Genomic DNA, 23,852 nt, shown 5'->3' with positions numbered 1-23,852 from the left:
AGCGCTGGTGAAACACTGTGCCGACGGATAATCAGAGGACACTGCCTTGACCATTCATGACGATGAGTCTGAAGTTATCGAAGAAAAAGCGCCAGTCGATGGTCCGAAACTCACGATTGTCGTAATCCTGTCGACGCTGCTGGGCGTTCTTCTGACGGCGATTGTTGCCGGTGCGTTTCTTTATTATCAAAATAACAAGGCCTTGCAAGCCGAGGTTCTTGTGGCAAAGGACGCGCTCAAGGAAAAGAGCCTTGCTCTTGACGATATGAAGGCACAAATCGAAGTGCTCTCCAGGCAGGTGCATATGTTGAAAGAGTATTCGGTCGCCCGTTCAAATGCCGCTGGCGAAAAAGTCAAAAAAACGGAAAGTGCCGCTCCGGCTGTGCTTGATAACGCCGCCATCGCGCCGAAGTCGCCTGGTGCCGGTGCCAAGGATACAGGCGCACCCCCGGAGCTCCCCATCCCGCCGAAGGCAAAGAAGCCGCAAACGGTTGCTCAGAACTGCGAGTTGGTTGGCAAGTCGCCTGAGGAGCAGGCCGCTACGCTACAGCGTTGCGTCAACCTGATCGATCCGCCCAAAGACAAAGCACGCTCGCGCTGATTGAAAAATTGGACGCTGCGCATCTCGGGTGCGGTCGCTCAGCACCGGTTACTGGCAACGAGCGCCGGGGGGGAAATCCCGAATCTCTCTCTGCGCCCTCTGCGTTGAAAGCGCTGGCAACAACCCTTCCAGATAAACCAGTTTAAACCGATCAATCCTCCAACTCGGATCTGGCAGACTCGACATCCAGCCATTCCATGGCGTCCGCAGGAATGCAGGCAACCGCCTCCTGATAATAACGCTCGGCGTCCTTGATGCGGGCATTGCCGAACATCATGGCCAGACCGTTGGCAAATTCGATCCTCGCGATGGCCGAGTCCGGATTGAGTTTCAATGCCGTTTCAAAATGCTCGACCCCGATGTGTTTCTTCGCACCGTAGGTGAGGCCGCCGACCAGCGAGCCGACCTTATCTATTACTTCGGCATGGTAGGCGCCGAGCGCGATATGTGCATCGGCGTGCTTCGGTTCCAGCGTGATGGCTTGCGTCAGGCTGCTCTTGATCTTGCCTCCCAGGCCTTCGGTTAGCGCCTTGACCACCGAAATGCTCTGGCTGTACCGACCCAGGGCATAGGCATGGAGGTACCAGGCATTCACGTACTCCGGCATCGCCTTCTGCTGTTCTTCACAGCGCTGCGCGGCGTCAAGCAGCAGTGTGCGCTTTCGCTCATCATCCGTCTCCAGATAGCTGGCATAGACGGTCGCCGCCTTGTTGGCAACCGCGTATCCGGCCATGCCGCAGGCGAGCCCGAGTTCGACCGCCTTGCCGAAGTCGCCGGCATGATAGCTGCGCCAGGCGGCCTGGACTTTTGCATTGTCCGGATAAGGTTCGCAATCACCGCGATGCAGGCGCGCCCAGTTTTTCTGGAGCGCAGCACCGGTATATGAAAACGTCTTGTCGGTATGGGGAAATTTTTTCCAGGCCATCACTTTTCTCCTGAATGATCAAAGAGGTTGGATTATCGGAGGGGTTGTTGCTTCAGGTACTCGACAGAGAGCTTTTCCAGCAGTGATCGTGATTTATCGATCAGGAAGGGGGAAACCATGGCCATGACCTGATAAACACCCCGCCCGATTCGTTCGTTCTCCATCTTGCCGCGCGGATCACGAGCATACTCGAAGGATAACCAGTACGTGGCGATCACCGCCATATTGGTGCTCAACGCATGCAACTCGCTGCTCGATGCGCGCATGGCGCCGGCCGCGACCAGTCCTTCGCAGAGTAGCGTAGCGGTCAACACCTTGTGTGCGAGGATCTGCTTGAAATGTATTTCAAGCGTGCGGTTGCGTGTCAGCAAATCGTTCAGGTCGCGGTAGAAAAAACGGAACTTCCAGATCTGCTCGAACAGCAGGTGCAGAAACAGCCAGATGTCATCGACGTCGGCCTGCCGATTGCTCGGTACGGAGAGTATTGCTTCGATCTCCCGCTCGAATCCGGCGAATATGGCCTCGACAATCTCGTCCTTGTTGTGGAAGTGGTAATAGAGATTGCCCGGGCTGATATCAAGATCGTCGGCAATAACGGTGGTCGTGACATTCGGTTCGCCAAAATCGTTGAACAGCCGCAGGCTGGCTTCAAGGATGCGCTCGCGTGTTCTTCGCTTCGGTTTAATATCCATGGGCCTGCCCGCTGACGGCTTGTTTGTCATGAGCGATGAGCATAACACCACTAACCGGTGCTGGAAATGCCGACAGGCTTTGCAAAGGACTCAGCAGAGTACGCACGCAACAGTTTCAGTGATTAAATCCGCACAGCTCAGGCGTGAAAATTTTCATCAAAGAACTTGTGCACCTCGCGTTCAATGCTCGGTTTGAGTGCCGAAAGCAGAAAGCCGAGGCGGATGTGCAGGGCGACTTCCACTTCGTCCAGCGCTAGCTCGCCGGAAACGCCCGAACGCTTGAAGCGCAGTACATCGCCATCCCATGCATAGTTGAGGCCAAACTCTTCCTTGAGTTCGGAGGCCATGTGTTCGGCAGCGGCACGGGCTTCGGAGTGCGTTTTACCGTGTTTGCGGCGAATGGAAATGTCAGTCATTGAGATACTCCTGTGAGGTCAGCCCGCTTCGGCGCAGAGAGAACGGAAAGCGGCGTAGCGGCGTGGGTCAATGTCGCCACGCTGGACGGCAGAATGAACGGCACAATCGGGTTCGCGCTGATGGCGGCAGTTGCGAAAGCGGCATTGGCCGAGCAATAGCCTGAATTCCGGAAAGCCACGCTCGATAGCACCTGGCGACAGGTGGCGCAGGCCAAACTCCTGCAGGCCGGGAGAGTCGATAAATACCGAGCTGGCGTCGAGACGATAGAGCGTGGCGTGTGTCGTGGTGTGTTTTCCGGAGTCGAGTGCCTCGGAAATCTCGCGCGTTGGCGCCTGCGCCTCAGGCACCAGCACGTTGGTCAGCGTTGATTTGCCCATGCCGGACTGGCCGACAAGCACACTGGTCTGGTTTGACAAATACGGGCGCAGGGCTTCGGCGCCGACACGCGCAGAAAGTCTGAGCAGGGGGTAACCCAGTTTTTCAAACGGCGCCAGGGCAAGGATGGCCGGTGCAACCCGGTCGCTCAGGTCGCACTTGTTGAGAACGATCAGCGCCTTGATGTCCTGGCTTTCGGCAGCAACCATGCAGCGCGAGACCAGTTCGTCTGAAAACGAAGGCTCGGTAGCGACCACAATGACGATTTGTGTCACGTTGGCGGCGATCAGCTTCTGTTTGAAATCGTTGGAGCGATAGAGCAGCGTGCGGCGCGGAGCGAGCGAAACAATGACGCCCTGGGCATCGCCGCTACGCTGCACGCTGACCTGGTCGCCACAGGCCAGCTCACTTTTCTTTCCGCGCGGGAAGCAGAGCAGCGTCTCGCCGGTAGTCAGTTCAACCCGATATTGCCGTCCATGCGCGGCAACGATGGTGCCTGAGAGTTTCAAATTGATGTCAGGGCCCCGATCTTGGCGGCGCAGATAAAATCGTTGTGCGAGAGGCCGCCGACATCATGCGTGCTGTAGGCGACCTTCACCCGGCTATAGCCAACTTCGAGATCGGGGTGGTGATTCTCGCGTTCGGCGAGCCAGGCGACGGCATTGACGAACAGCATGGTGCTCCTGTAGTCGGCAAAACGAAATTCCCGGTGCAGTCGTTCCTGGTCAATTTCCCAGCCGTCGAGTTGTTTGAGCAGCGCGAGTATCTGCGTGGCGTCAAGCCGGTGCTGCGGGCCACGCAGGGGACGGCAACGATCTTCGATGAGCGGTGTTTCGGGCATGTTGACCTCAGTTTATGTTCAGGCGTGCCAGGCGTGAGATACGCAGCGCAGCAGGAGGATGCGAGTCGTAGAACAGCGAATGCAGCGGGTCGGGCGTCAGTGTAGCGGCATTGTCCTCGTAGAGCTTGACCAGCGCCTTGACCAGATCGTCGGCCGAGGCATGGTCGGCGGCGTAGCGATCCGCTTCGAACTCGTGGCGGCGCGAGAGCAGGCTGATCAGTGGCGTCAGCAGGAAGCTGAAGACCGGCGCCACCAGAAAGAACAGAATCAGTGCCAGCGCGGTGTTTTGCACGCTCACCCCAAGCCCGTTGAAAAACCAGTCGGCGTCCATCAACTGGCCAAGCAGTGCCAGACCAGCCAGCGACAGGGCGAAGAGCAGGACGATGCGCTTGATCACGTGACGGTGCTTGAAGTGGCCGAGTTCGTGAGCCAGAACGGCTTCCACCTCGACCGGCAGCAGGCGGCCGAGCAGGGTATCGAAAAAGACGATGCGCTTGCTCTTGCCGAAGCCGGTAAAGTAAGCGTTGCCATGGTTTGAACGCCGCGAACCGTCCATCACGAACAATCCCGACGAAGCAAAACCGCACCGTTGCAGCAGGGCTTCGATGCGTGCCTTGAGCGGCGCATCGTCGAGCGGGGAAAATTTGTTGAAGAGCGGGGCGATCCAGGTCGGGTAGATAAAGAGGATCAGCAGATTGAAGCTGCACCAGAACAGCCAGACATAGAGCCACCACAGGCTGCCCATCTGCGCCATCAGCCAGAGCACGGCGAGCAGTACCGGCGTGCCGATGGCGACGCCAAGCGCCGTTTGCTTGATAAGATCAATGAGGAACAAGCCGAACGTCATGCGGTTGAAGCCGAATTTCTCTTCGATGACAAATTGCGTATACAGCGTCAAGGGAAGGTCGATCAGGCCCGAAATGAGCATGACACTGAAAATCAGTGCGACGCCATAACCCGCACCGGAGAGCCTGGTACTCCAGAAATCATGGAGTGCTTGAAGTCCGCCACCAAAAGTAAAAACCAGAAGCAGGGCAATTTCGACGAGAAGCGACAGCACGCCGAACCGCGTTCGAGCAACAGCGTAATCCGCCGCTTTGTGATGCGCGGCAAGCTCGACCCGACCGGCAAACTGATCGGGTACTACGGCCCGGCAAGCGATTACGTGTGAAATCTGGCGCCAAGCCAGATACAGGCGAAGCGCGACCATCACCGAGAGTGCGGCAAGAAAAGCGAACGAGAAAATATTGATCATCAAGCTGTGACAGAATAAGGGATTGAACAGAGTGGACAGATTATATGGCACAGGACGCGAATCATCTCATTTGGCTGGACATGGAAATGACCGGCCTCGATCCCGAGCGCGAGCGCATCATCGAACTGGCGATGATCGTAACCAACAACGATTTGGTGACCATCGCCGAATCGCCGGTGTGGGTCGTTCATCAATCCGAAGCCGAGCTTGACGCGATGGACGAATGGAACAAAAAAACGCATGGCCGCTCGGGATTGATCGAAAAAGTCAGGGCCTCGGCCGTTGACGAGGCGATGGTTGAGGCGGCAGCACTGGCTTTCATTCAGGATTACGTTCCCAGGCAGGCGAGCCCGATGTGCGGCAATTCAATTGGACAGGATCGCCGCTTCATGCTGCGCTATATGCCTAAACTGGAGGAGTGGTTCCACTACCGGAATCTCGACGTCAGTACCCTCAAGGAACTTTGCCGGCGCTGGAAGCCCGACCTTGCCAAGGGTTTCGTCAAGAAAGCCGATCACACAGCGCTGGCTGATATTCGTGAATCAATCGAAGAACTGAAGTATTACCGCGAGCACTTTATCAAGCTGTAACGAGGCAAACCTGTAAAACCGGGTGGCAAGCGCTTGCGATGCCGGGATCGCAGAGGGCATCCGGATCGTTTTGCCATGCACACAGCAGAAAGTCAGGGGCGCGAGGTGCCGGCTTCGGGAGGAACAACGAGAAGGTCAGGCAGGGTAGTCGCCTTGTTGGCCTTGGCGTCGCGCCGGAAAAGGTGAAAGGTGTCGCTATCGCGTCGGTCGCCCGCTCGTTTTCCTTCCCAGACCTTACGCCATCCGGCCGCAGAAAGCGCTGCGGGGTCGCGTGTCTCGCCTTGTATCAGCAACCAGTTGCACGCTTTGCCGGCGGTGCTCTTCAAGGGAACGGTACGAATCCGGTCAAAGTAATCCAGAGAAGCAAGAATGGAATCGGGCAAGTTGGCATTGGCCACACAGTAGGTTTTGGCCGGCAGCGTTCTGGCCAGTGAGGCAGAGAGCGGACGGTAGCTTTTGCCGTAGTCAATCCAGGGCATCCACAGTGTAGCGATTAGCAGCCAGAACAGTGTTAGACCGGACATCCAGTGCATGATGCCGCGCATCGGCGAGCGCGGGCTGGTGACGATCAGCCAGCACCAGATAACCGTGGCCAGTATCGAGAAGACAAAGGCAAGCAGACTGAAGTGGCCAACGAAGCCGGGTTCCAGTCGCACTGCCTGGCGTGCCAGTCGCTCAGGCCAGCCGTACACCATGGCGTACCAGACGATCCAGACGACTGCTGCGAGAAAGGTAAAGAGCATCATGCCAAACCAGTCAAAGGAGTTTGCCGCGCCGCGCCGCAATGAGCTTACGCCGGGAACGGCCAGCAGGACCAGTGGCGGCAGAAGCAGTAAAGCCGCTGCACTGCGCAACTCGGTACTCAGGCCAAGAATGAGCAGGACTGACACAAACGAGAAAATGGGAAGTGCCAGCGGTGTGCTGCGCAGAAGACGTCGTTTTGACCATAACGCCCAGGCCGCCAGCGGTAGCGCAGGCCAGGCGTACCAGAGCAGGAGGCTCAGGTAACGCAGGGTGTTGGAAAAGGCCGGTACCTGCTTGGTCATGGCCGCCAGTTCGCGCTGAAAAAATGTCTTGAGATACTCCGGAGAAGCCAGGTACAAGGGGAGCAACCACAATCCGGAAAGCAAAAGCGCCAGGGCCATGGCCCAGGCCAGAAGCTTCAGGCTTTTTTTCCTGTCCTCAGATTGCCACAAGGAAAAAGCGGTAACCGGCAGCAAAGTCAGAACGGGGAGCAATCCGTTGGCCAGGAAGGCGATGGCGAAAGCCGTGCCAAATACCATGGCTGCAAAACCGGGGCGACGTGGCAGCAGTGTCAGTGCCCAGAAAGCGGCGGTATTTGCCGTCAATGCGGCCAGCATGGGTTGCGCTTCGTGCGCGTGAAACAGGAAGCCGATGCTTCCGGCAAGGATCAGTGGCCCGGCAGCCGCATGCTCGCGGCCATGCAGTTCGCGAGCGGCAAGCAGGATGAAGGCCAGCGCGAGCAAGGTGAAGAGGCCGCTGGCCAGGCGCGCGGCGTCATGCACTGGCAGGAGCCACGAAAAGAGGTGGGCCGTGATCGCTGCTGCCCAGTAGTAGAGCGGAGCGTCCGGGTAAGGCTGTCCGGCAAGTTGCGGCATCAGCCAGTTGCCGTTGCTCACCAAGTCGTAGGCGATGCCGATCGATATCGCATCGTCGTGCTTCCACGGGTCATGACCGATGAGGCCGGTAAAGATGTAGACCACCAGCAATACGGCCAGCACCCAGCCGCTGGGTGGCAGCGAAATCCCCTTGAAGCGCGGTTGTTCCGGGATAAATGGCATGGCCGGGCGGTAGTCGATGGAGGAGGGCTGTTGAGTAAATGAAAAAGGCAGCCCTGCGGCTGCCTTTCGCTGAGTCCGCGTGAACTCGTTATCTGAATCAGGCCGGCTTGTGCATCGCCCCGTACTTCCTGTTGAACTTCTCGACGCGACCGGCGGTATCGATGATCTTCTGTTTGCCGGTGTAGAACGGATGGCAGGAAGAGCACACTTCAACGTGAAGCGCTTTCTTCATCGTTGACTGGGTCTTGAACACGCTGCCGCAGGAGCAGGTGACTTCTATTTCCTGGTAAGCGGGGTGGATATCGGGTTTCATTTTTTGGATATTCCTGTAAGTCTGGATCTAGCCGATTCGATGTAAACGTACGTTACTTCGGTGACCGGCTCCGGAAAACGCGCAATTATCCTTGATTCTTTGGGAATTAGCAATCCTGCTTGGGATCCTGCTTGGGATCGAGCAGGATCAACGGCGCATCGAGTCGAAAAATTCCCCGTTGTTTTTCGTGGCCTTGATCTTGTCGAGCAGGAATTCCATCGCTTCGAGATCGTCCATGTTGTAGAGCAGTTTACGCAGTATCCACATCTTTTGCAGGACATCGGGCATGAGCAGCAGCTCTTCGCGACGGGTGCCGGAACGGTTGACGTTGATCGCCGGGTAAACGCGCTTTTCGGCCATGCGTCGATCAAGGTGGATCTCGAGGTTGCCGGTACCCTTGAATTCTTCGTAGATGACGTCGTCCATGCGACTGCCGGTGTCGATCAGAGCGGTGGCGATGATGGTCAGTGAGCCGCCTTCCTCGATATTGCGTGCCGCACCGAAGAAGCGCTTCGGCTTCTGTAGCGCGTTGGCGTCGACACCGCCGGTCAGTACCTTGCCTGAAGCCGGCTGCACGGTGTTGTAGGCGCGCGCCAGACGGGTGATCGAGTCGAGCAGGATGACCACATCCTTTTTATGTTCGACCAGGCGCTTGGCCTTTTCGATAACCATTTCGGCGACCTGAACGTGGCGGGTGGCGGGTTCGTCAAAGGTTGAAGCAACCACTTCACCCTTCACCGAGCGCGTCATTTCGGTCACTTCTTCCGGGCGTTCGTCGATCAGCAGGACGATGACCGTCACGTCGGGGTGATTGCTCGTAATGGCGTGCGCGATGTGCTGCATCATCACCGTCTTGCCGCTTTTCGGGCTGGAAACCAGCAGGCCGCGCTGGCCTTTGCCGATTGGCGCAATGATGTCGATGATGCGGCTGGTGGTGTTTTCCTCGCCGCGAATGTCGCGTTCGAGTTTCATGTGTTCAGTGGGGTGCAGCGGCGTCAGGTTTTCGAAGAGGATCTTGTTCTTCGACGCTTCCGGAGCCTCGCCGTTGATCTTGTCGACCTTGACCAGCGCGAAATAGCGTTCGCCTTCCTTCGGGGTGCGAATTTCACCCTCGACGGTATCGCCCGTATGCAGGTTGAAACGGCGAATCTGGCTCGGGCTGACATATATATCGTCGGTGCTGGCCAGGTAAGACGTGTCGGGTGAGCGCAGGAAACCGAAACCGTCCGGCAGCGTCTCCATGGTGCCATCGCCAAAAATGGTTTCTCCCTTTTTGGCCTGATTCTTGAGCAGGGCGAAGATCAGTTCATGCTTGCGCAGTCGATTGGCGCCCTCGATATCATTGGTGACAGCCATGTCGAGCAACTGGCTTACATGTAGGGCTTTGAGTTCGGATAGGTGCATGAGCGGATATGAAGAAGTAATGGGAGGAGATGCGTTGGGCGTTGTCGAGAATGACACGCGTGCGGCGAGGGGGCTTGGGTACTGCCGGGAATTTTGCTGCTGGCTTACAACTGGGCTACTACAGGGGATTTCGCCTGAAAGTTCTGTGCGGGCCTTGTTTTGCTGTTTTCAGGTGCCGCATCGTTTGAACCTTCAGGCGGAGGTTATCGACTTTACAGATGGCTGTCAATAAAAGTGCTGAGTTGCGATTTGGATAGCGCGCCGACCTTGGTCGCTTCGACGTTGCCGTTCTTGAACAGCATCAGCGTAGGAATGCCACGCACACCGAAACTGGCGGGGGTCGACTGGTTGTCGTCGATGTTCAGTTTGGCGACTTTCAGGCGACCGGCATAGTCATTGGCGATCTCGTCGAGAATCGGTGCAATCATTTTGCATGGGCCGCACCATTCGGCCCAGTAATCGACCAGAACGGGTTGCTTCGATTGCAGAACCTCGGCGGCAAAGGAATCGTCGGTGACATAATGAATGTGTTCGCTCATCGTAAAGCCTCTTGGGGAAACAGGGTTGGGGGGAAATTTTGATGCCTGAAGAGATGAAACTCGGCAGATGGGGGCTATCCTAGCGAAAAAAAACCCACATGGGAAGCGAGCAAGCAAATACGATATAGTTTGGCCTGTTAACTTTGAAAAGCGCGAAATATGACTTACGTTGTTACCGAGAACTGCATCAAATGCAAATACACCGATTGCGTGGACGTTTGCCCCGTCGACTGCTTTCACGAAGGGCCCAACTTCCTGACCATCGACCCGGACGAGTGCATCGATTGTACGCTGTGCGTGGCCGAATGCCCGGCGGAAGCCATCTTCGCCGAGGATGATGTGCCGGACCAACAGCGCAGGTTCATCGAGTTGAATGCCGAACTGGCAAAGATTTGGCCGGTGATTACCGAGCGTCGGGAGCCGCCGGCCGACGCCGATGCGTGGAACGGTACGCCGGACAAACTCGAACACCTCGAGCGCTGATCCGCTTCCCGGCCTGCCCATGCTGCTGACCGCTGACGGGCTGACATCGACAGCCTTGCCGGCGGGTGAGGGTTTCTTCGATGCATTGGCGAGCGCCATGCTCGAGCGTTGCAGCAGAGTGCTCGCCACCGGCGATCTGTCGTCGGTGCTCATCCTCGTTCCGGCGTTCCCGATCGCTGCCGAGTTGCGTAATGCGCTACGGCGCGTGGCACCCCGACCGCTGCTGCTGCCACGCTTTGATACGCTGCGGCACTGGGTTCATTCTGTCACCGACGGCACAATGCAAAAGCCGCTGGCAGACAGCGAACGACTCGTTCTGCTGCATGAAGCCCTGCGCCAGCGCGGCTGGTTCGACGAAGCGGCGCTGTGGGGTATCGCCGCGGAGATGGCCGGGCTTTTCGACGAGTTGACGACATCGGCGACGGGTGACGTCATTTCGCTGGCCGTTGACGAAACGGCGCTGGCCTGTCAACTGCAAGCGGCCTATGCGTTGCGAGCTTCGCTTCCGCTGGCCTTCGAGGCGCGCGTCGTGCATGAGTCCTGGCGTGCGCTTGCCGCCTGCGGGCAGGCCGATTCAGCGGCGGTTTACCGGCTTCGTCTGGCCGCAATGGCCCGTCTGGCCGAGCGCGAGGATGCGCCGTCCTGCCCCCTGCTGATGCTGCTGGATGCCGCGCCGGAAGAATCGCTGTCTCCTGCCGAAAACGCATTTCTGCTGCGCTATGCGCGCGCGCAGGGCTTGTCGCTGTTCCATCCTGCGCCGCGTTCTGCCCGCACCTCACCGCTGATGACCACCCTGGCAGCGGCGTGGCCGGAGGCCACAGTGGTGCCGCATTCCCCAATGCCCCCGCTGTTCGAACGTGCCGCCGGCCTGGCGCTGCAGCACCCGCAAAGTCCGCTTGCCGGACGCCTGCAACTCGTTCCGGCGACTGGCCGGGAGCAGGAGGCGCAGGCCGCCGTGGCGCAAATCGGCGAATGGCTGAGCGTCGGGCTGATCCGTATCGTGCTGATTACCCAGGACCGTCTGACGGCTCGGCGCGTTCGCGCGCTGCTTGAACGTGAGGACATTCTGGTCAGCGATGAAAGCGGCTGGAAGCTATCCACCTCGCGCGCGGCGGCGGACGTCGATGCACTCATCGAAACGGCTGCGGGCGGTGCGTACTATCGCGATTTGCTTGACCTGTGCAAATCGCCCTACTTTTTTTCCGATTGCGAGGAAGACGCGCGCAAGGCGGCGGTGTTCACGCTTGAATCGGCGCTTCGTTCGTCCTCGGTCAAGTCCGGTCTGCCGCGTATCCGGCGCTGTTTGCTTGAAGCCGACAATGATGGAGCGAAAGACCTTGGGCTGGCCCTGCTCGACCGGATACTAGAAGCCATCAGCATACTTTTTCGCTCGCAACCGGCGCCTCTGGCGCGCTGGATCAAGCGTCTGCACCAGGCGCTCGCCGTGCTGGGCGCGCTCGAACCCTTGCAGCAGGACGCTGCTGGCAAGGTGCTGCTCGACCTGCTCGAAGCGCGCCGCGTCGAACTGGACGGCAGCGCGGCGCTGTTCAGCTTTACGGCCTGGCGCGACTGGCTCAACCGCGAACTGGAAGCCGCCAATTTCCGCGACAGCAGTATCAGCAGCCCCATCGTTCTGACGCCACTCAGCGCTGTCGGACAGCGCGGCTTCGAAGCCGCCTTGCTGCTTGGCGGCGATGCGCGCCAACTGGCACCCGCCGCCGATGGCGCATACTTCAATCAGTCGGTGCGTCGGGAGCTCGGCCTGCGGACACGCGAAGATGCCGAGCGAGAACTGCGCCGCGATCTCGAATTGCTGCTGGCGACGGTGCCGCGCATAACCGTGACCTGGCAGTCCGAACACGAGGGCGAGGCCAATCTGCTGGCACCAGAACTGGCTCTGCTCTCGACCCTGCATCAACTGGCCTGGCACGACGACCTGATCAGACCCCCACTGCCGGCGCGCAGGGAATCGATCCCCGAGGACGCGACGGCGCCGCCCGCCACCGTGCCGGCGGCGCCCGTCGCGCCGCCGGCGCTGGTCCCGCATCGTGTCTCGGTCAGCGGCTATGCCAGCCTGGTTGCCTGCCCGTACCGCTTTTTCGCCCGCCATGTGCTCGGGCTGGGCGAAATGGACGAGGTCAGCGAGGAAATGGACAAGAGCGACTACGGCGCGCTTGTGCATCGTGTGCTGGAGCGCTTCCACGAACGCCATCCGGTGCTCTCGGAACTTGCCGAAGACGAGGCGCTGGCAGCCTTGCAGGATTGTGTTGCCGAAGTCTTCGCGCCGGCTATCGCGGATAATTTTCTGGCGACGGGTTGGCGTCTGCGCTGGGAAAAGCGGCTGCCGGCCTATCTCGACTGGCAGCGCGAGCAGGAAGCGCTTGGCTGGCGCTGGGCGCAGGCCGAAACGCGGGTCAGCCGTGTGCTGCCGCTGGAGGCTGGCGAAAGCGTCGAGCTCTATGGTCGTATCGACCGTATCGACTACACCAGTGGAACAGGGAAAGGCGCTTCGCTGCTCGATTACAAGACGCAGACGGCCAGGGTTATCCGCGAGCGGCTCAGGGACGACGTACAACTTCCGGCCTACGCACTTTTACACGGCGATGCTGTTCAAGCCGCCTATGTCGCACTCGATGACGAACGTATTGCGGCGGTAGCAGCGGGAGACGAGGAAGGCGCTTTGTTGGCCGCGGCACAAGATCAGGGCCAGCGCTTGCAGTCGGTCTTCGCCTCGATGCGCGCCGGGGCGAAACTGCCGGCACATGGCGTCGACAGCGTCTGTCAGTGGTGCGAGATGAGCGGTTTGTGCCGAAAAGCCTATGTCTGAATTCCCGCTCCGGCAACGGACGAAACCCGCATGGGCGAAATCCAACTTGCAACAAGCCGTCAGCATGCTAGACTTCAGAACGCGCATGGGTTGGCGAGGCTGTGAATCCAGAGCCAATGAGAGTCTTTTTCTTCCTTCGAGGGAGGATTTAAATGCTGAAAAACGGGTTTCTGGCAACCCTTGTCTGCGCCATGTGGCTGTCCGTTACAGCAGATGCCTCGGCGCTGGATATCAAGCAACTGTTCCCGACGCAGTACACAGGCACGCTGAAGAAGATCAAGGATAGCGGGATCATCCGCATCGGGCATCGCGAAAACTCACCGCCATTCGCATTCCTTGATCTCAAAGGTAAACCGGTCGGTTACTCTCTCGATCTCTGCAACGCCGTCGTCGAAGAAATCGCCGACGAACTCAACAAGGAAATCCGCGTCGAGTATTTGCCGGTTACTCCCGAGAACCGTCTTGATCTGGTGACCTCGGGAACGGTAGACCTGGAGTGCGGTTCAACGACGAACACTTTTGAACGTCGCAAGCGGGTTGCCTTCTCGCCCACCATTTTCGTGACCGGAATCAAGCTGCTCGTCCGCCAGCCCAGCAAGGTCCGGTCCTTGCGCGACTTGCAGGGCAAGACCGTGGTCTTCACGCGCGGCACAGTCCATGCCGAATGGATGCCGAAACTCGCTGAAAGGCAGAAGCTGGCAATCACCTTCGTCAGCGGAGCGGATCACGACGAGTCGTTCGGAATTCTGGCCTCCGGCAAGGCCGATGCCTTTGCCAACGACGATGTACAGCTCTACGGCATGATTGCTGAAACCCGAACCAACAAGCAGTATCGCGTGGTCGGCGACTTCCTGACCTACGCCGATTATGCGCTCATGTTCCGCAAGGACGATCCACAGTTCGCCGAAGTCGTCGAACGCACGTTCACGAAACTCTCCGGCACTCGCACGATAAGCGCAATCTATCACAAGTGGTTTATCGGCCCCTTGCCTTCGGGCGTTCGCCTCAATATGCCGATGAGTCCTCACATGGAGGAGCTGTTCAAGGTCCAGGGATTACAGGGCGATTGACCGCCCGATACAGCAACAGCGTTTTTTCAAGGCCAGCCACCCGCATCAAGACGGGAACTGGATTCGGTTCTGACTTGGCATGACGAGACCCCGGGCAGCGGGGCTTGAACGCAGACATACAGGAGGAGTAGACAATGGCACAGACGGCACAAGGGGCGGCCCCGGCGGGTCACAAGAAGTTCTATCGGACGCTTTACTTCCAGGTCATAACGGCAATCGTCATCGGGGTTTTGCTGGGTCACTTCTATCCGGAGATGGGCGCCAAGATGAAGCCTCTGGGCGATGGGTTCATCAAGCTCATCAAGATGATTATCGCTCCCATCATCTTCTGCACGGTGGTTGTGGGTATCGCCGGCATGGAAGACATGAAGGCGGTCGGCAAGACCGGAGGCCTGGCGATGCTCTACTTTGAGATCATGAGCACCCTCGCACTGATCATCGGGCTGCTGATCGTGAATATCGCCCAGCCAGGCGTCGGCATGAACGTCGACCCCACCACCCTGGACACCAAGGCGATTGTCGCTTACACCGGTCCGGGCAAGATGAAGAGCACCATCGATTTCCTGTTGGACATCATTCCCAACACCGTCGTTGACGCTTTCGCCAGGGGTGAAATTCTCCAGGTACTGCTTTTTGCCATCTTCTTCGGTTTTGCACTGCACGCCGTCGGGGAGAAGGGAAAACTGGTCTTCAACATGGTAGACAAGGTATCCCATGTCCTCTTCCAGATCGTCGGCTACATCATGCGCGTGGCGCCGATCGGCGCCTTTGGGGCAATGGCCTTCACCATCGGCAAGTATGGTCTGGGTTCGCTGCTCTCGCTGGGCAAACTCATGGCCTGTTTTTACGCTACCTGCCTGCTCTTCATATTCGTGGTCCTGGGAATAGTCGCGAAAGTGCACGGTTTCAGCATCTGGAAATTCATCAAGTACATCAAGGAGGAACTGTTCATCGTGTTGGGCACCTCCTCGTCCGAGTCGGTGCTGCCGCGGATGATGGCCAAGATGGAAAACCTGGGTGTGCACAAGTCGGTGGCCGGACTGGTGATCCCGACCGGTTACTCGTTCAATCTGGACGGTACTTCGATCTACCTGACGATGGCGGCGGTCTTCATTGCCCAGGCCACCAATACGCCACTTGATCTGACGCATCAACTAACACTCATCGGCGTTCTTCTGCTGACATCGAAGGGTGCCGCCGGGGTCACCGGGAGTGGCTTCATTGTGCTCGCGGCCACACTCTCCGCAGTCGGTGACGTGCCGGTCGCCGGACTGGCTCTGATCCTTGGCATCGACCGCTTCATGTCCGAAGCGCGTGCCCTCACCAACCTCATCGGCAATGGTGTCGCCACTGTGGTCGTCGGCAAGTGGTGCAGGCAGCTCGACGAAACCAAGATGCAAAAGACTCTTGATCGCGAAACCGAAGAGGAGGCCGAGGATCCCGAAGGCGTCATGGTTGCTGAAGAGGAAAGGCTGACGGCAGCAAACACCGCCGCACACAAATCGATCAGCGCGTGATGCCAGCACGCCAGTCAGACGCCGACTCCGGGTCGCTGATAAGGTCACGGCAGCAGGTGTATAAACGAAAGTATCTCGCCAGCCAACTTTTACTCTGACAGATCCTCGAACAACAGGGATGATTGTGCGGCGAATGGAATGGCTCTCGCCGGCTTGCTGCAAGGCATTGATTCGACTTGCCGAAGCCGGGGTGAGGGCTTACGATTCTGGCATGTATTTTCAACCAGGCTTTTTACGCTTGAACAAGCCAGAATCGATAAACGATGATCAATCAGGCGATCACTCCAAAAACCCATGCCTGACTCCACCAATTCGCTGATCCTGCGCGCCCTCGATCCTGCGCGTAGTGTCGTTGTCGAAGCCTGCGCCGGCAGCGGCAAGACCTGGCTGCTGGCGTCGCGCATCGTGCGTCTGTTGCTGGTTGGCGTCGCGCCCGGCGAGATTCTGGCGATCACCTTCACGCGCAAGGCGGCGCGCGAGATCGAGGAACGCGTCGTCGGCTGGCTGCACCTGCTGGCGACCGGCAGCGAAGCGCAACTCAACGAATTTCTTGCCGAGCGTGGCGTAGCGGCTGATCAGGAAGCGTTACGCACTGCGCGCGGCCTCTACGAACGTGTTCTGGCGGCGCAGCCGGGGCTGGCGGTCAATACCTTTCACGGCTGGTTCTTGCAACTCGTCGATGCCGCACCGCTGTCGGCCAATCTGGCGGGGGCCACGCTGGTCGAAACCGGTTCGCGCCTGTTTGACGAACTCTGGCAGACTTTCGCCGCCAGTTTGCAGAAGGCGCCGGACAGCGCGTTGACGCAGAGCTTTGTCCGGCTTCTAGACGAGGTTGGCCTTGAATCGACGCGGCGCCTGATTCGACGTGCTCTGAATCGACGCAGCGAATGGCTGGCTTTCGGCGAAGGTTCGCCGGCTACGGCGGATAGAGTCATGGCCGCGCTGCGTGAGCAACTGGGCGTCAGCGAGCCTGGCCGGGCGCTGAAAGATTTCTTTACGGGTGACTGGTCGTCGGATTTCAAGGCTTACCTCGCTTTCCTCGAAATGAGCGAACTGCAAGGGGATCAGGCGCTGGTGCGGAATCTGCGCGCTGCGCTGTCTGAGCCACGGCAGGCCGTTTGCTTCGAACTGTTGCGCGGTGTGCTGCTGACCGGGACAAATACGCTACGCCAGCGCAAGCCGGGCAAAACGGCCGACAGGCGCTTCGGCGTCGATGGCGCGTTGCGTTTCCTCGACCTGCATGTCCAGTTGGGTGAGTCCCTCGCCGACTATGTGGCGTGGCAGATCGAAGAGCGGATCGTGGCTTTCAATCAGGAGGCCTGCGCCGTGTTCCAGGCTTTTCTCGCGCATGTGGACGAGTTCAAGAAAGCGCGGCGGCAGATCGACTTTGTCGACGCCGAGTGGAAGGTGCTCAAACTGCTGCGCGACGAGGACACTGCCGCTTTCCTGCAGGCACGTCTCGATGCGCGCTACAGCCATGTGCTGCTCGACGAGTTCCAGGATACCAACCCGCTGCAATGGCAGATCCTGCTGGCCTGGCTGGCGGCTTATTCGGATGCGTCGCGCCCAGGCATTTTTCTGGTTGGCGACCCCAAGCAGTCGATCTATCGCTTCCGTCGCGCCGAGCCGAAGCTGTTCTCGGTGGCGAGCGATTTCCTGGTAGGCGAGTACGGCGCGCTGCGCTGCGAACAGGATGCCACGCGACGCAATGCGCAGCCGATTGTCGACGTGATCAACGCGCTCTTCCTCGGCGTTTCGGAGTTCGCACCCTTCCGTGAGCAGACTTCTTTGGTTGGCGCGCTGCCGGGACGGGTCGAACTGCTGCCGCTGTGCGCCAAGGCCGAGGACGAGCAGGTGCCGGAGCGTGATGGCTTGCGCGATCCCTTGTTCGAGCCCGATGTTGAGCCAGAGGATTTACGTCTCACGCAGGAGGCTGAGAGCCTGGCGACGAAGATCGGCGAAATGGCGGGGGTCTGGCAGATCGAAGAAAAATGGGTGGACGGTCAACCTGGACAACGTCCGCTGCGCTACGGCGACATCATGTTGCTGGTCCGTTCGCGAACCAACCTGGCCTGTTACGAGCGCGCGCTGAGTGCCGCCGGCATTCCCTTTGCTGCCGGGTCGCTCGGCGGTTTGCTGGCGGCACTTGAAGTGCGCGACACGGTAGCGCTGCTTGAATTTCTGGTAACGCCGGTGGCCGACCTGAAGCTCGCACATGCACTGCGTTCGCCGGTTTTTGCCTGTTGCGACGAAGACTTGATGCTGATGGCATCACGTCAGGAGGCTTCATGGTGGCAGCGGCTTGTGGCGCTGGCCGCTGAGGGAGAGGGTCGTGCATCGCCGTGCCTGGCGCGTGCGGCGCGACTGCTCGGCGAGTGGCTGCAGGCGGCCGATCGACTGCCGGCGCACGATCTGCTTGACCGGATTTTCCATCAGGGCGAAGTCATCGAACGTTATCGTCTGGCCGTTCCGGAAGCCGTCAGCGCCAGTGTCGAAGCCAACCTGCGTGCGCTGCTGCTGCTTGCGCTCGATCTCGACGGCGGGCGCTATCCGAGCCTGCCGCGCTTCATCGACGAGTTGCGTGACCTGCGCGACGCCGATGTCGACGATGCGCCGGACGAGGGGGTAATCGAAGCGCGGCGCGTCGATGCCGGGCGTGTGCGCATTCTCACCATCCACGGCGCCAAGGGGCTGGAAGCCCCGGTGGTCTGGTTGCTCGGCGCCAATTCACCGCCGCGCGGGCTGGAAGCGTGGGATGCGCTGGTCGATTGGCCGGCGCAGGCGCCATCGCCACGGCATTTTTCGTTCTACGGCCGCAAGGAGGATCACGGTGCGGCGCGGCAGCCGCTGTTCGACGCCGAGAGTGCCACAGCCCGGCGCGAGGAATTGAATCTGCTCTACGTCGCCATCACGCGCGCGCGCCAGGTATTCATCGCCAGCGGTATCGAGAATGCCAGGGATCAGGGGGGCACGCCCTATCGCCTGCTTGAAGCGGCGCTCGACAGACTGGGCGGGGGTTTGGCCCATGGCGACACTTTGCCGATGCTCCGCAGTGTGCTGCCGGATGCAGCACAGTCCCCGGCGTCTGTGCTGAGCGCGCCCTTGCCGCCGGTCGGCGAGCGCCGTCGCCCGCCGGATGCCGCCGAACGATTCGGAATTCTGCTGCATGCGTTGCTCGAACGGCGAACCGGCGGGCAGGAAACGCAAGGCTGGTGGAAGGAACTGGGCTATAACGATGTTGAGTACGGGCGTGTATTGCCAGTGGCCGAACGCCTGCTTGCCGCCGGGCACTTGCAGCGTTTCTTCGACCCGGCGCAGTATCGACGGGCGTGGAACGAAGTCGAATTAACGAGTGGCGAGGGTGAATTGCAGCGCATCGACCGCCTCGTTGAGCTGGATTCTGCCTTCTGGGTGCTCGATTACAAGAGTTCGGGAAGCGACAGCGCGCGCCTTGCCGACTACCAGGCGCAGGTCGCCGCCTATTGCCGGGCCGTGTCAGACGTCTTTCCCGGAAGCCAGGTGCGCGGGGCACTGATTTTTTCCGATGCCTCGTTCCATGAAGTGTGCTGACCTGCCCTGGATCACATTCACGAGCACAGCACTTCCATAAACCAGCCGGATGGAATAGCATCTCAATAATTCAATGGCCTGGCTACCGTTGCTGGAAAGCTGTCAAGGGTAATCGGAGCAGTTTCGGATTCATGAAGTTAATCAGGAGGATAACAAGTGGACAAGATCTGGCTGCACAGTTACCAGGAGGGCGTGCCTGCCGAGATTGAACTGGGCGAGTTCCAGTCCCTCGGTGAGATGTTCGAGAAGAGTGTGTCGCTTTACCGCGAGCGCATCGCCTACATCAATATGGGTGTCGAGATCAGCTATGGCGTGTTGGACAAGCAGTCGCGGGATTTTGCGGCCTACCTGCAGTCGAACCTCAAACTGCCGAAGGGCTCACGTGTGGCGATCATGATGCCCAATGTGCTGCAGTATCCGATCTGCATGCTCGGCGCCTTGCGTGCCGGTTACACGGTGGTGAATTGCAATCCGCTGTACACGCCGCGCGAACTAGAGCATCAACTCAAGGACTCGGGCACTGAAACGATCGTCATACTGGAAAATTTTGCGCATACGCTGGAACAGGTGATCGACAAGACCGCCGTGAAGAATGTCGTCATGGCGCGGCTTGGCGACATGCTCGGCGTACCGAAGGGCAGCATTGTCAATTTCGTCGTCAAGTACGTCAAGAAAATGGTGCCGGCATGGAGTCTGCCGAGCCACGTCGACTTTGGCAAGGCGCTGTCAAAGGGTGCAGGCAGCGATTTCAAACCGGTCAAGGTGACGCAGGAGGACCTTGCTTTTCTGCAATATACCGGTGGCACTACTGGGCTTTCCAAGGGCGCGATGCTGACGCACCGGAACATTCTGGCCAACCTGGCACAGGCCTACGCCTGGATCAAGCCGGCCGTGGTCGAGGGCGGCGAGCTTATTGTCACGGCATTGCCTCTGTACCATATCTTCGCGCTGACAGCGAACTGCTTTGCCTTCATCAGGATCGGTGCCAGCAATCTGTTGATTACCAATCCGCGGGACATCCCGGCGTTTACGGCCGAGCTTGCAAAATATCCATTTACCGTAATCACCGGGGTCAACACGCTGTTCAATGCGCTGCTCAACAATGATCAATTCATTGCGCTCGATTTCAGCAAAATGAAGCTTGCACTGGGTGGCGGCATGGCTGTGCAGCGGGCGGTGGCCGAACACTGGAAGCGCGTTACCGGCAAACCGCTGATCGAAGCCTACGGTCTGACCGAAACCTCGCCGGCAGCGACCATGAACCCGCTGAACATTCCTGAATACACCGGCGCCATCGGGCTGCCGATTTCGTCGACCGAGGTGGCGATACGCAATGACAATGGCGCCGATGTGCCGCTCGGCGAACGCGGCGAACTGTGCATCCGTGGTCCGCAGGTGATGAAGGGCTACTACAATCGACCGGAAGAAACGGCCAAGGTCATCATGCCGGATGGATTCCTGCGAACCGGTGATATCGCGGTGATGGACGAAAAAGGTTACGTGCGTATTGTAGACCGCAAGAAGGATATGATTCTCGTCTCCGGCTTCAATGTTTATCCGAATGAAATCGAGGAAATCGTCGCCATGCACCCTGGGGTTCTCGAGGTCGCCTCGATTGGGGTGCCGGACGAAAAATCGGGCGAAGCGGTAAAGATTTTTGTCGTCAAGAAGGATCAGTCGCTGACGGCGGCACAACTGATCGCGCACTGTCGCGAACACCTGACCGGTTACAAGGTACCAAGCCACGTTGAATTCCGGACTGACTTGCCAAAATCCAACGTCGGCAAGATCCTGCGACGCGAGTTGCGCGACGGAGTGGCGAGCAAAGGCTGAGCCCCGCGCTGCGGGTGCTGCCCGTTTATTGGGCAGCCTCTTCCAGACTTGACCCGCTCAGGGTTTTCTCGGCCTGCGCACAGCAAATCCACAGACTTATTCACAGCTTCTGTGGGTAAGTGGAGTTAAAGTGCTTTCTCCTGCCTGAACAAGGTCTGGACGGATTCAGGACAAGAGTATGTGGAAATCAATTCTGGCCGTTGCCATCGGCGCTACACTCGGTGCCCTGTTGCGCTGGCAGCTTGGCACCCGGCTCAACAGTATCTTCCCGACTATTCCTCCCGGCACGCTGGCGGCCAATCTGATCGGTGCCTACGTGGTCGGACTGGGCATCGCCTTCTTCGCCACCTTTTCGGCGATTTCGCCGGAATGGCGCTTGCTGGTCATCACCGGCTTTTGCGGCGGACTGACTACCTTCTCGACGTTTTCCGCAGAAATTACCACGCTGCTTCAGCAAGGCCGAATTTCTTGGGCGCTCGGCGCCGTTGCCGCGCATGTTGTCGGGTCGGTGGTGATGACCTTTGCCGGCATCGCTACCATCTACCTGTTGAAAAGTACACCTTGAAGAAAAGACCAGTCGGATAATGGAGGCGAACATGGAAGGCGAATTCCTGAGATTCTATGTGGACGAAAAGCAGAGCCATCACGGCGTTCTTCTTTGGGAATGGCTGCTTCAGCAGGCCAATAAAATGGGCATGCGCGGTGGCTCCGCATTTCGCGCGATCGGGGGCTTCGGAAGCCACCATGCCGTGCACGAAGAACGTTTTTTTGAGCTGGCTGGCAGTACCGCGATCGAGGTCGAATTCATTGCCAATGAAGCAGAGTCAAAGCAACTGCTTGCCCACCTTCATCAGGAAAAAATCCGCATCTTTTATACCCTGATCCCGGCGCGTTTTGGCATCATCAATCCGAATGCCGCTGATTCAATCAGCATGACGTCTGACGACTAGCGTGCCGAGCAATCTGCAGTATCGGGAGCGCGCGCTGCGACTTTTTTTGCATTCATTCGGCCCTCTACGCTTTCCCGCTGTTAAATCAGGGGTCATTCCGTTGTATAGTCGCGTTGCTGTCGGTGCGTCACAGTTTTTTTTTAACTTCCAACATGGAGACAAACATGGCCAATGCCGTAAAAGCTGCAACCCCCAAGAAAGCTGCTCCCGCTAAAAAAGCTGCGCCTGCCGCGAAGGCTGTTGCAGTGAAGAAAGCCGCGCCCGCCAAAAAGGCAGCGCCTGCAAAATTCGTCAAGATCACCAAGGTGGTCGGTCGTCAGATTCTCGACTCGCGCGGCAACCCCACCGTCGAAGTCGATATCACCCTCGACAATGGTTTCATGGCGCGTTCCGCCGTTCCGTCCGGTGCGTCGACCGGCGAATTCGAAGCCTGCGAACTGCGCGATGGCAACAAGAAAGTTTATCTCGGCAAGGGCGTGCTCAAAGCCGTTGCTGCCGTCAACGGCCCGATCGCTACGCTGCTCAAGGGCAAGAACCCGCTCAACCAGCGCGAGCTTGACGATGCAATGATCGCCCTCGACGGTACCACCAACAAGTCCAAGCTCGGCGCCAACGCATTGCTCGGTGCTTCGATGGCCATCACGCTGTGCGGTGCCAACGTCAGCAAGATGCCGCTCTGGAAGTACATCGGCAAGATCCACAAGAACAAGGAATTCGTGCTGCCGACACCGATGGCCAACATCATCAACGGCGGCAAGCACGCCGACAACCTGATCGACTTCCAGGAATTCATGATCATGCCGGTCGGCGCCAAGACCTTCTCCGAAGGCCTGCAATGGATCACCGAAATTTTCCACGCCCTGAAGGGCATCCTCAAGAAGGGCGGGCACGTTACAGCGGTAGGTGATGAAGGCGGTTTTGCGCCGAACCTGTCGAACGACGAAGCGCTGGAAGTCATCATGCAGGCCATCGAAGCCGCCGGTTACAAGGCCGGCAAGCAAATCGGCATCGCCCTCGACTGTGCATCGTCCGAACTGTTCGACGAAGGCGATCGCAAGGGCTACAAGTTCTGGAAGTCCGACCCGGACAAGCTCTACACCGCCGACGACATGATTGCCAAGTATTCCGAGTGGTGCAAAAAGTACCCCATCGTTTCCATCGAGGACGGCCTCGACCAGAGTGACTGGGACGGCTACGTCAAATTCACCCAGGCACTTGGCAAGAAGGTGCAGATCGTTGGCGACGACTTCTTCGTGACCAACCCGGTGCGCCTGAAGAAGGGCATTGACATGGGCGCCTGCAATTCGATCCTGATCAAGGTCAACCAGATCGGTACCGTGACCGAGACGCTGGATGCCATCAAGATGGCGCAGAAGGCCGGCTACAGTGCGGTATCCTCGCACCGCTCCGGTGAGACGGAAGACTCCTTTATCGCCGACCTCGCCGTCGGTACCGGTGCCGGCCAGATCAAGACCGGTTCTCTGTCGCGTACCGACCGCATCTGCAAGTACAACCAGTTGCTGCGCATCGAAGAGCAACTCGCTGGCAAGGGAATCTACAAGGGTCTCAAGTCGATCAAGGGTGCCGGCTTCTGATCAAGCCATAGAGCATGACTAAAAGGCATCGTTCGCGATGCCTTTTTTTATCTGCCTTGAACATTGCCATCCGCCAGCGCGCCACGGTACCGGATGCGTGCGGGCGACAACGGTGAGTTACCCGAAGCGCAGGCCAGCTACTTTGCCGCGCCGCCGGCTTGCGCCGAATTCGGATTGATGGTCACGCCGCGCCGTGCCAGTTCGTCGACGATGACGAGAGCATTAGCATTGCCGCCATCGGCCAGTCGCTTGA

21 protein-coding genes are annotated in these 23,852 nt (G+C 58.8%); 11 read left to right on the top strand and 10 right to left on the bottom strand.

Annotated elements, in window-relative coordinates:
* Window positions 1-46: 46 nt before the first annotated feature.
* Window positions 47-601 carry a hypothetical protein gene (locus JNM42_RS17590; protein WP_294273283.1) on the top strand — a complete coding sequence of 185 codons (555 nt, stop codon included), beginning with the start codon at window positions 47-49 and terminating at the stop codon, window positions 599-601.
* A 151-nt stretch (window positions 602-752) separates the two neighbouring features.
* Here JNM42_RS17590 and JNM42_RS17585 read toward each other — a convergent pair whose 3' ends face one another.
* The 6 genes from JNM42_RS17585 to JNM42_RS17560 form a co-directional block, all read right to left on the bottom strand.
* Entirely contained in the window at window positions 753-1,526 is a 774-nt protein-coding gene (locus tag JNM42_RS17585; RefSeq protein WP_294273280.1) for a hypothetical protein, read from the bottom strand.
* A 32-nt stretch (window positions 1,527-1,558) separates the two neighbouring features.
* Window positions 1,559-2,218 (bottom strand): TetR/AcrR family transcriptional regulator, encoded by a 660-nt coding sequence (locus tag JNM42_RS17580; RefSeq protein WP_294273277.1) that lies wholly within the window; start codon window positions 2,216-2,218, stop codon window positions 1,559-1,561.
* 137 nt (window positions 2,219-2,355) lie between these two features.
* Window positions 2,356-2,634, bottom strand: a complete 279-nt coding sequence (locus JNM42_RS17575) for a polyhydroxyalkanoic acid system family protein (RefSeq protein ID WP_294273274.1) — start codon at window positions 2,632-2,634, stop codon at window positions 2,356-2,358.
* A gap of 18 nt (window positions 2,635-2,652) precedes the next feature.
* Window positions 2,653-3,525, bottom strand: coding sequence for a ribosome small subunit-dependent GTPase A (gene rsgA, locus JNM42_RS17570; RefSeq protein WP_294273327.1), 873 nt, complete (start codon window positions 3,523-3,525; stop codon window positions 2,653-2,655).
* Complete coding sequence (locus tag JNM42_RS17565) at window positions 3,516-3,851, bottom strand: 4a-hydroxytetrahydrobiopterin dehydratase (protein WP_294273270.1); 336 nt, start codon at window positions 3,849-3,851, stop codon at window positions 3,516-3,518. Before JNM42_RS17565 ends, rsgA begins: the two co-directional genes overlap by 10 nt.
* Before the next feature lie 7 nt (window positions 3,852-3,858).
* On the bottom strand, window positions 3,859-5,106 hold the full coding sequence (locus JNM42_RS17560; protein WP_294273267.1) for a M48 family metallopeptidase: 1,248 nt from the start codon (window positions 5,104-5,106) through the stop codon (window positions 3,859-3,861).
* A gap of 44 nt (window positions 5,107-5,150) precedes the next feature.
* Here JNM42_RS17560 and orn point away from each other — a divergent pair, with 44 nt between their 5' ends.
* A complete protein-coding gene (orn, locus tag JNM42_RS17555) occupies window positions 5,151-5,696 on the top strand; it encodes an oligoribonuclease (RefSeq protein ID WP_294273264.1) in 546 nt (181 codons plus the stop codon).
* Window positions 5,697-5,788: 92 nt separating this feature from the next.
* Here orn and JNM42_RS17550 read toward each other — a convergent pair whose 3' ends face one another.
* From JNM42_RS17550 to trxA, 4 genes are all read right to left on the bottom strand, one after another.
* Complete coding sequence (locus tag JNM42_RS17550; protein WP_294273262.1) at window positions 5,789-7,498, bottom strand: glycosyltransferase family 39 protein; 1,710 nt, start codon at window positions 7,496-7,498, stop codon at window positions 5,789-5,791.
* A 97-nt stretch (window positions 7,499-7,595) separates the two neighbouring features.
* Window positions 7,596-7,811 (bottom strand): 50S ribosomal protein L31, encoded by a 216-nt coding sequence (gene rpmE, locus JNM42_RS17545; RefSeq protein WP_294273260.1) that lies wholly within the window; start codon window positions 7,809-7,811, stop codon window positions 7,596-7,598.
* A gap of 147 nt (window positions 7,812-7,958) precedes the next feature.
* Window positions 7,959-9,215: a transcription termination factor Rho gene (gene rho / locus JNM42_RS17540; protein ID WP_294273258.1), complete on the bottom strand. Its 1,257-nt coding sequence runs from the start codon at window positions 9,213-9,215 to the stop codon at window positions 7,959-7,961.
* A gap of 212 nt (window positions 9,216-9,427) precedes the next feature.
* The gene (gene trxA, locus JNM42_RS17535; RefSeq protein ID WP_294273256.1) at window positions 9,428-9,754 is read right to left on the bottom strand and encodes a thioredoxin TrxA; all 327 of its coding nucleotides are present in this window, start codon (window positions 9,752-9,754) and stop codon (window positions 9,428-9,430) included.
* Between the two features lie 159 nt (window positions 9,755-9,913).
* On the opposite strand from trxA, the gene fdxA reads away from it, so the two are divergent.
* The 9 genes from fdxA (at window position 9,914) to eno (ending at window position 23,599) form a co-directional block, all read left to right on the top strand.
* Window positions 9,914-10,237, top strand: a complete 324-nt coding sequence (gene fdxA, locus JNM42_RS17530; protein WP_294273253.1) for a ferredoxin FdxA — start codon at window positions 9,914-9,916, stop codon at window positions 10,235-10,237.
* Between the two features lie 19 nt (window positions 10,238-10,256).
* Window positions 10,257-13,064: a PD-(D/E)XK nuclease family protein gene (locus JNM42_RS17525; RefSeq protein ID WP_294273250.1), complete on the top strand. Its 2,808-nt coding sequence runs from the start codon at window positions 10,257-10,259 to the stop codon at window positions 13,062-13,064.
* Window positions 13,065-13,216: 152 nt separating this feature from the next.
* The gene (locus JNM42_RS17520) at window positions 13,217-14,134 is read left to right on the top strand and encodes an amino acid ABC transporter substrate-binding protein (RefSeq protein ID WP_294273248.1); all 918 of its coding nucleotides are present in this window, start codon (window positions 13,217-13,219) and stop codon (window positions 14,132-14,134) included.
* A gap of 134 nt (window positions 14,135-14,268) precedes the next feature.
* A complete protein-coding gene (locus tag JNM42_RS17515) occupies window positions 14,269-15,651 on the top strand; it encodes a dicarboxylate/amino acid:cation symporter (protein WP_294273246.1) in 1,383 nt (460 codons plus the stop codon).
* Between the two features lie 294 nt (window positions 15,652-15,945).
* A complete protein-coding gene (locus JNM42_RS17510; protein ID WP_294273243.1) occupies window positions 15,946-19,221 on the top strand; it encodes a UvrD-helicase domain-containing protein in 3,276 nt (1,091 codons plus the stop codon).
* Window positions 19,222-19,377: 156 nt separating this feature from the next.
* Entirely contained in the window at window positions 19,378-21,054 is a 1,677-nt protein-coding gene (gene fadD, locus JNM42_RS17505) for a long-chain-fatty-acid--CoA ligase FadD (RefSeq protein ID WP_294273240.1), read from the top strand.
* Window positions 21,055-21,232: 178 nt separating this feature from the next.
* Window positions 21,233-21,619 carry a fluoride efflux transporter CrcB gene (gene crcB, locus JNM42_RS17500; RefSeq protein ID WP_294273238.1) on the top strand — a complete coding sequence of 129 codons (387 nt, stop codon included), beginning with the start codon at window positions 21,233-21,235 and terminating at the stop codon, window positions 21,617-21,619.
* 31 nt (window positions 21,620-21,650) lie between these two features.
* Window positions 21,651-22,004 (top strand): DUF190 domain-containing protein, encoded by a 354-nt coding sequence (locus JNM42_RS17495; RefSeq protein ID WP_294273236.1) that lies wholly within the window; start codon window positions 21,651-21,653, stop codon window positions 22,002-22,004.
* A 164-nt stretch (window positions 22,005-22,168) separates the two neighbouring features.
* Window positions 22,169-23,599, top strand: coding sequence for a phosphopyruvate hydratase (gene eno / locus JNM42_RS17490; protein ID WP_294273233.1), 1,431 nt, complete (start codon window positions 22,169-22,171; stop codon window positions 23,597-23,599).
* The last annotated feature ends 253 nt before the right edge of the window (window positions 23,600-23,852 follow it).

This window comes from Propionivibrio sp. (assembly GCF_016790145.1).
Taxonomy (GTDB): domain Bacteria; phylum Pseudomonadota; class Gammaproteobacteria; order Burkholderiales; family Rhodocyclaceae; genus Propionivibrio.
This window is presented reverse-complemented; position numbering and strand designations above follow the sequence as displayed.

What these genes read in the sequence shown, in the direction of transcription:
- orn (WP_294273264.1), top strand. Translation starts at nt 5,151, where the DNA reads ATGGCACAGGACGCGAATCATCTCATTTGGCTGGACATGGAAATGACC.
- rho (WP_294273258.1), bottom strand. Translation starts at nt 9,215, where the DNA reads ATGCACCTATCCGAACTCAAAGCCCTACATGTAAGCCAGTTGCTCGAC.
- JNM42_RS17575 (WP_294273274.1), bottom strand. Translation starts at nt 2,634, where the DNA reads ATGACTGACATTTCCATTCGCCGCAAACACGGTAAAACGCACTCCGAA.
- fdxA (WP_294273253.1), top strand. Translation starts at nt 9,914, where the DNA reads ATGACTTACGTTGTTACCGAGAACTGCATCAAATGCAAATACACCGAT.
- eno (WP_294273233.1), top strand. Translation starts at nt 22,169, where the DNA reads ATGGCCAATGCCGTAAAAGCTGCAACCCCCAAGAAAGCTGCTCCCGCT.
- JNM42_RS17565 (WP_294273270.1), bottom strand. Translation starts at nt 3,851, where the DNA reads ATGCCCGAAACACCGCTCATCGAAGATCGTTGCCGTCCCCTGCGTGGC.
- JNM42_RS17560 (WP_294273267.1), bottom strand. Translation starts at nt 5,106, where the DNA reads ATGATCAATATTTTCTCGTTCGCTTTTCTTGCCGCACTCTCGGTGATG.
- JNM42_RS17525 (WP_294273250.1), top strand. Translation starts at nt 10,257, where the DNA reads ATGCTGCTGACCGCTGACGGGCTGACATCGACAGCCTTGCCGGCGGGT.
- trxA (WP_294273256.1), bottom strand. Translation starts at nt 9,754, where the DNA reads ATGAGCGAACACATTCATTATGTCACCGACGATTCCTTTGCCGCCGAG.
- JNM42_RS17580 (WP_294273277.1), bottom strand. Translation starts at nt 2,218, where the DNA reads ATGGATATTAAACCGAAGCGAAGAACACGCGAGCGCATCCTTGAAGCC.
- rpmE (WP_294273260.1), bottom strand. Translation starts at nt 7,811, where the DNA reads ATGAAACCCGATATCCACCCCGCTTACCAGGAAATAGAAGTCACCTGC.
- JNM42_RS17550 (WP_294273262.1), bottom strand. Translation starts at nt 7,498, where the DNA reads ATGCCATTTATCCCGGAACAACCGCGCTTCAAGGGGATTTCGCTGCCA.
- JNM42_RS17495 (WP_294273236.1), top strand. Translation starts at nt 21,651, where the DNA reads ATGGAAGGCGAATTCCTGAGATTCTATGTGGACGAAAAGCAGAGCCAT.
- JNM42_RS17510 (WP_294273243.1), top strand. Translation starts at nt 15,946, where the DNA reads ATGCCTGACTCCACCAATTCGCTGATCCTGCGCGCCCTCGATCCTGCG.
- JNM42_RS17520 (WP_294273248.1), top strand. Translation starts at nt 13,217, where the DNA reads ATGCTGAAAAACGGGTTTCTGGCAACCCTTGTCTGCGCCATGTGGCTG.
- crcB (WP_294273238.1), top strand. Translation starts at nt 21,233, where the DNA reads ATGTGGAAATCAATTCTGGCCGTTGCCATCGGCGCTACACTCGGTGCC.
- JNM42_RS17585 (WP_294273280.1), bottom strand. Translation starts at nt 1,526, where the DNA reads ATGGCCTGGAAAAAATTTCCCCATACCGACAAGACGTTTTCATATACC.
- JNM42_RS17515 (WP_294273246.1), top strand. Translation starts at nt 14,269, where the DNA reads ATGGCACAGACGGCACAAGGGGCGGCCCCGGCGGGTCACAAGAAGTTC.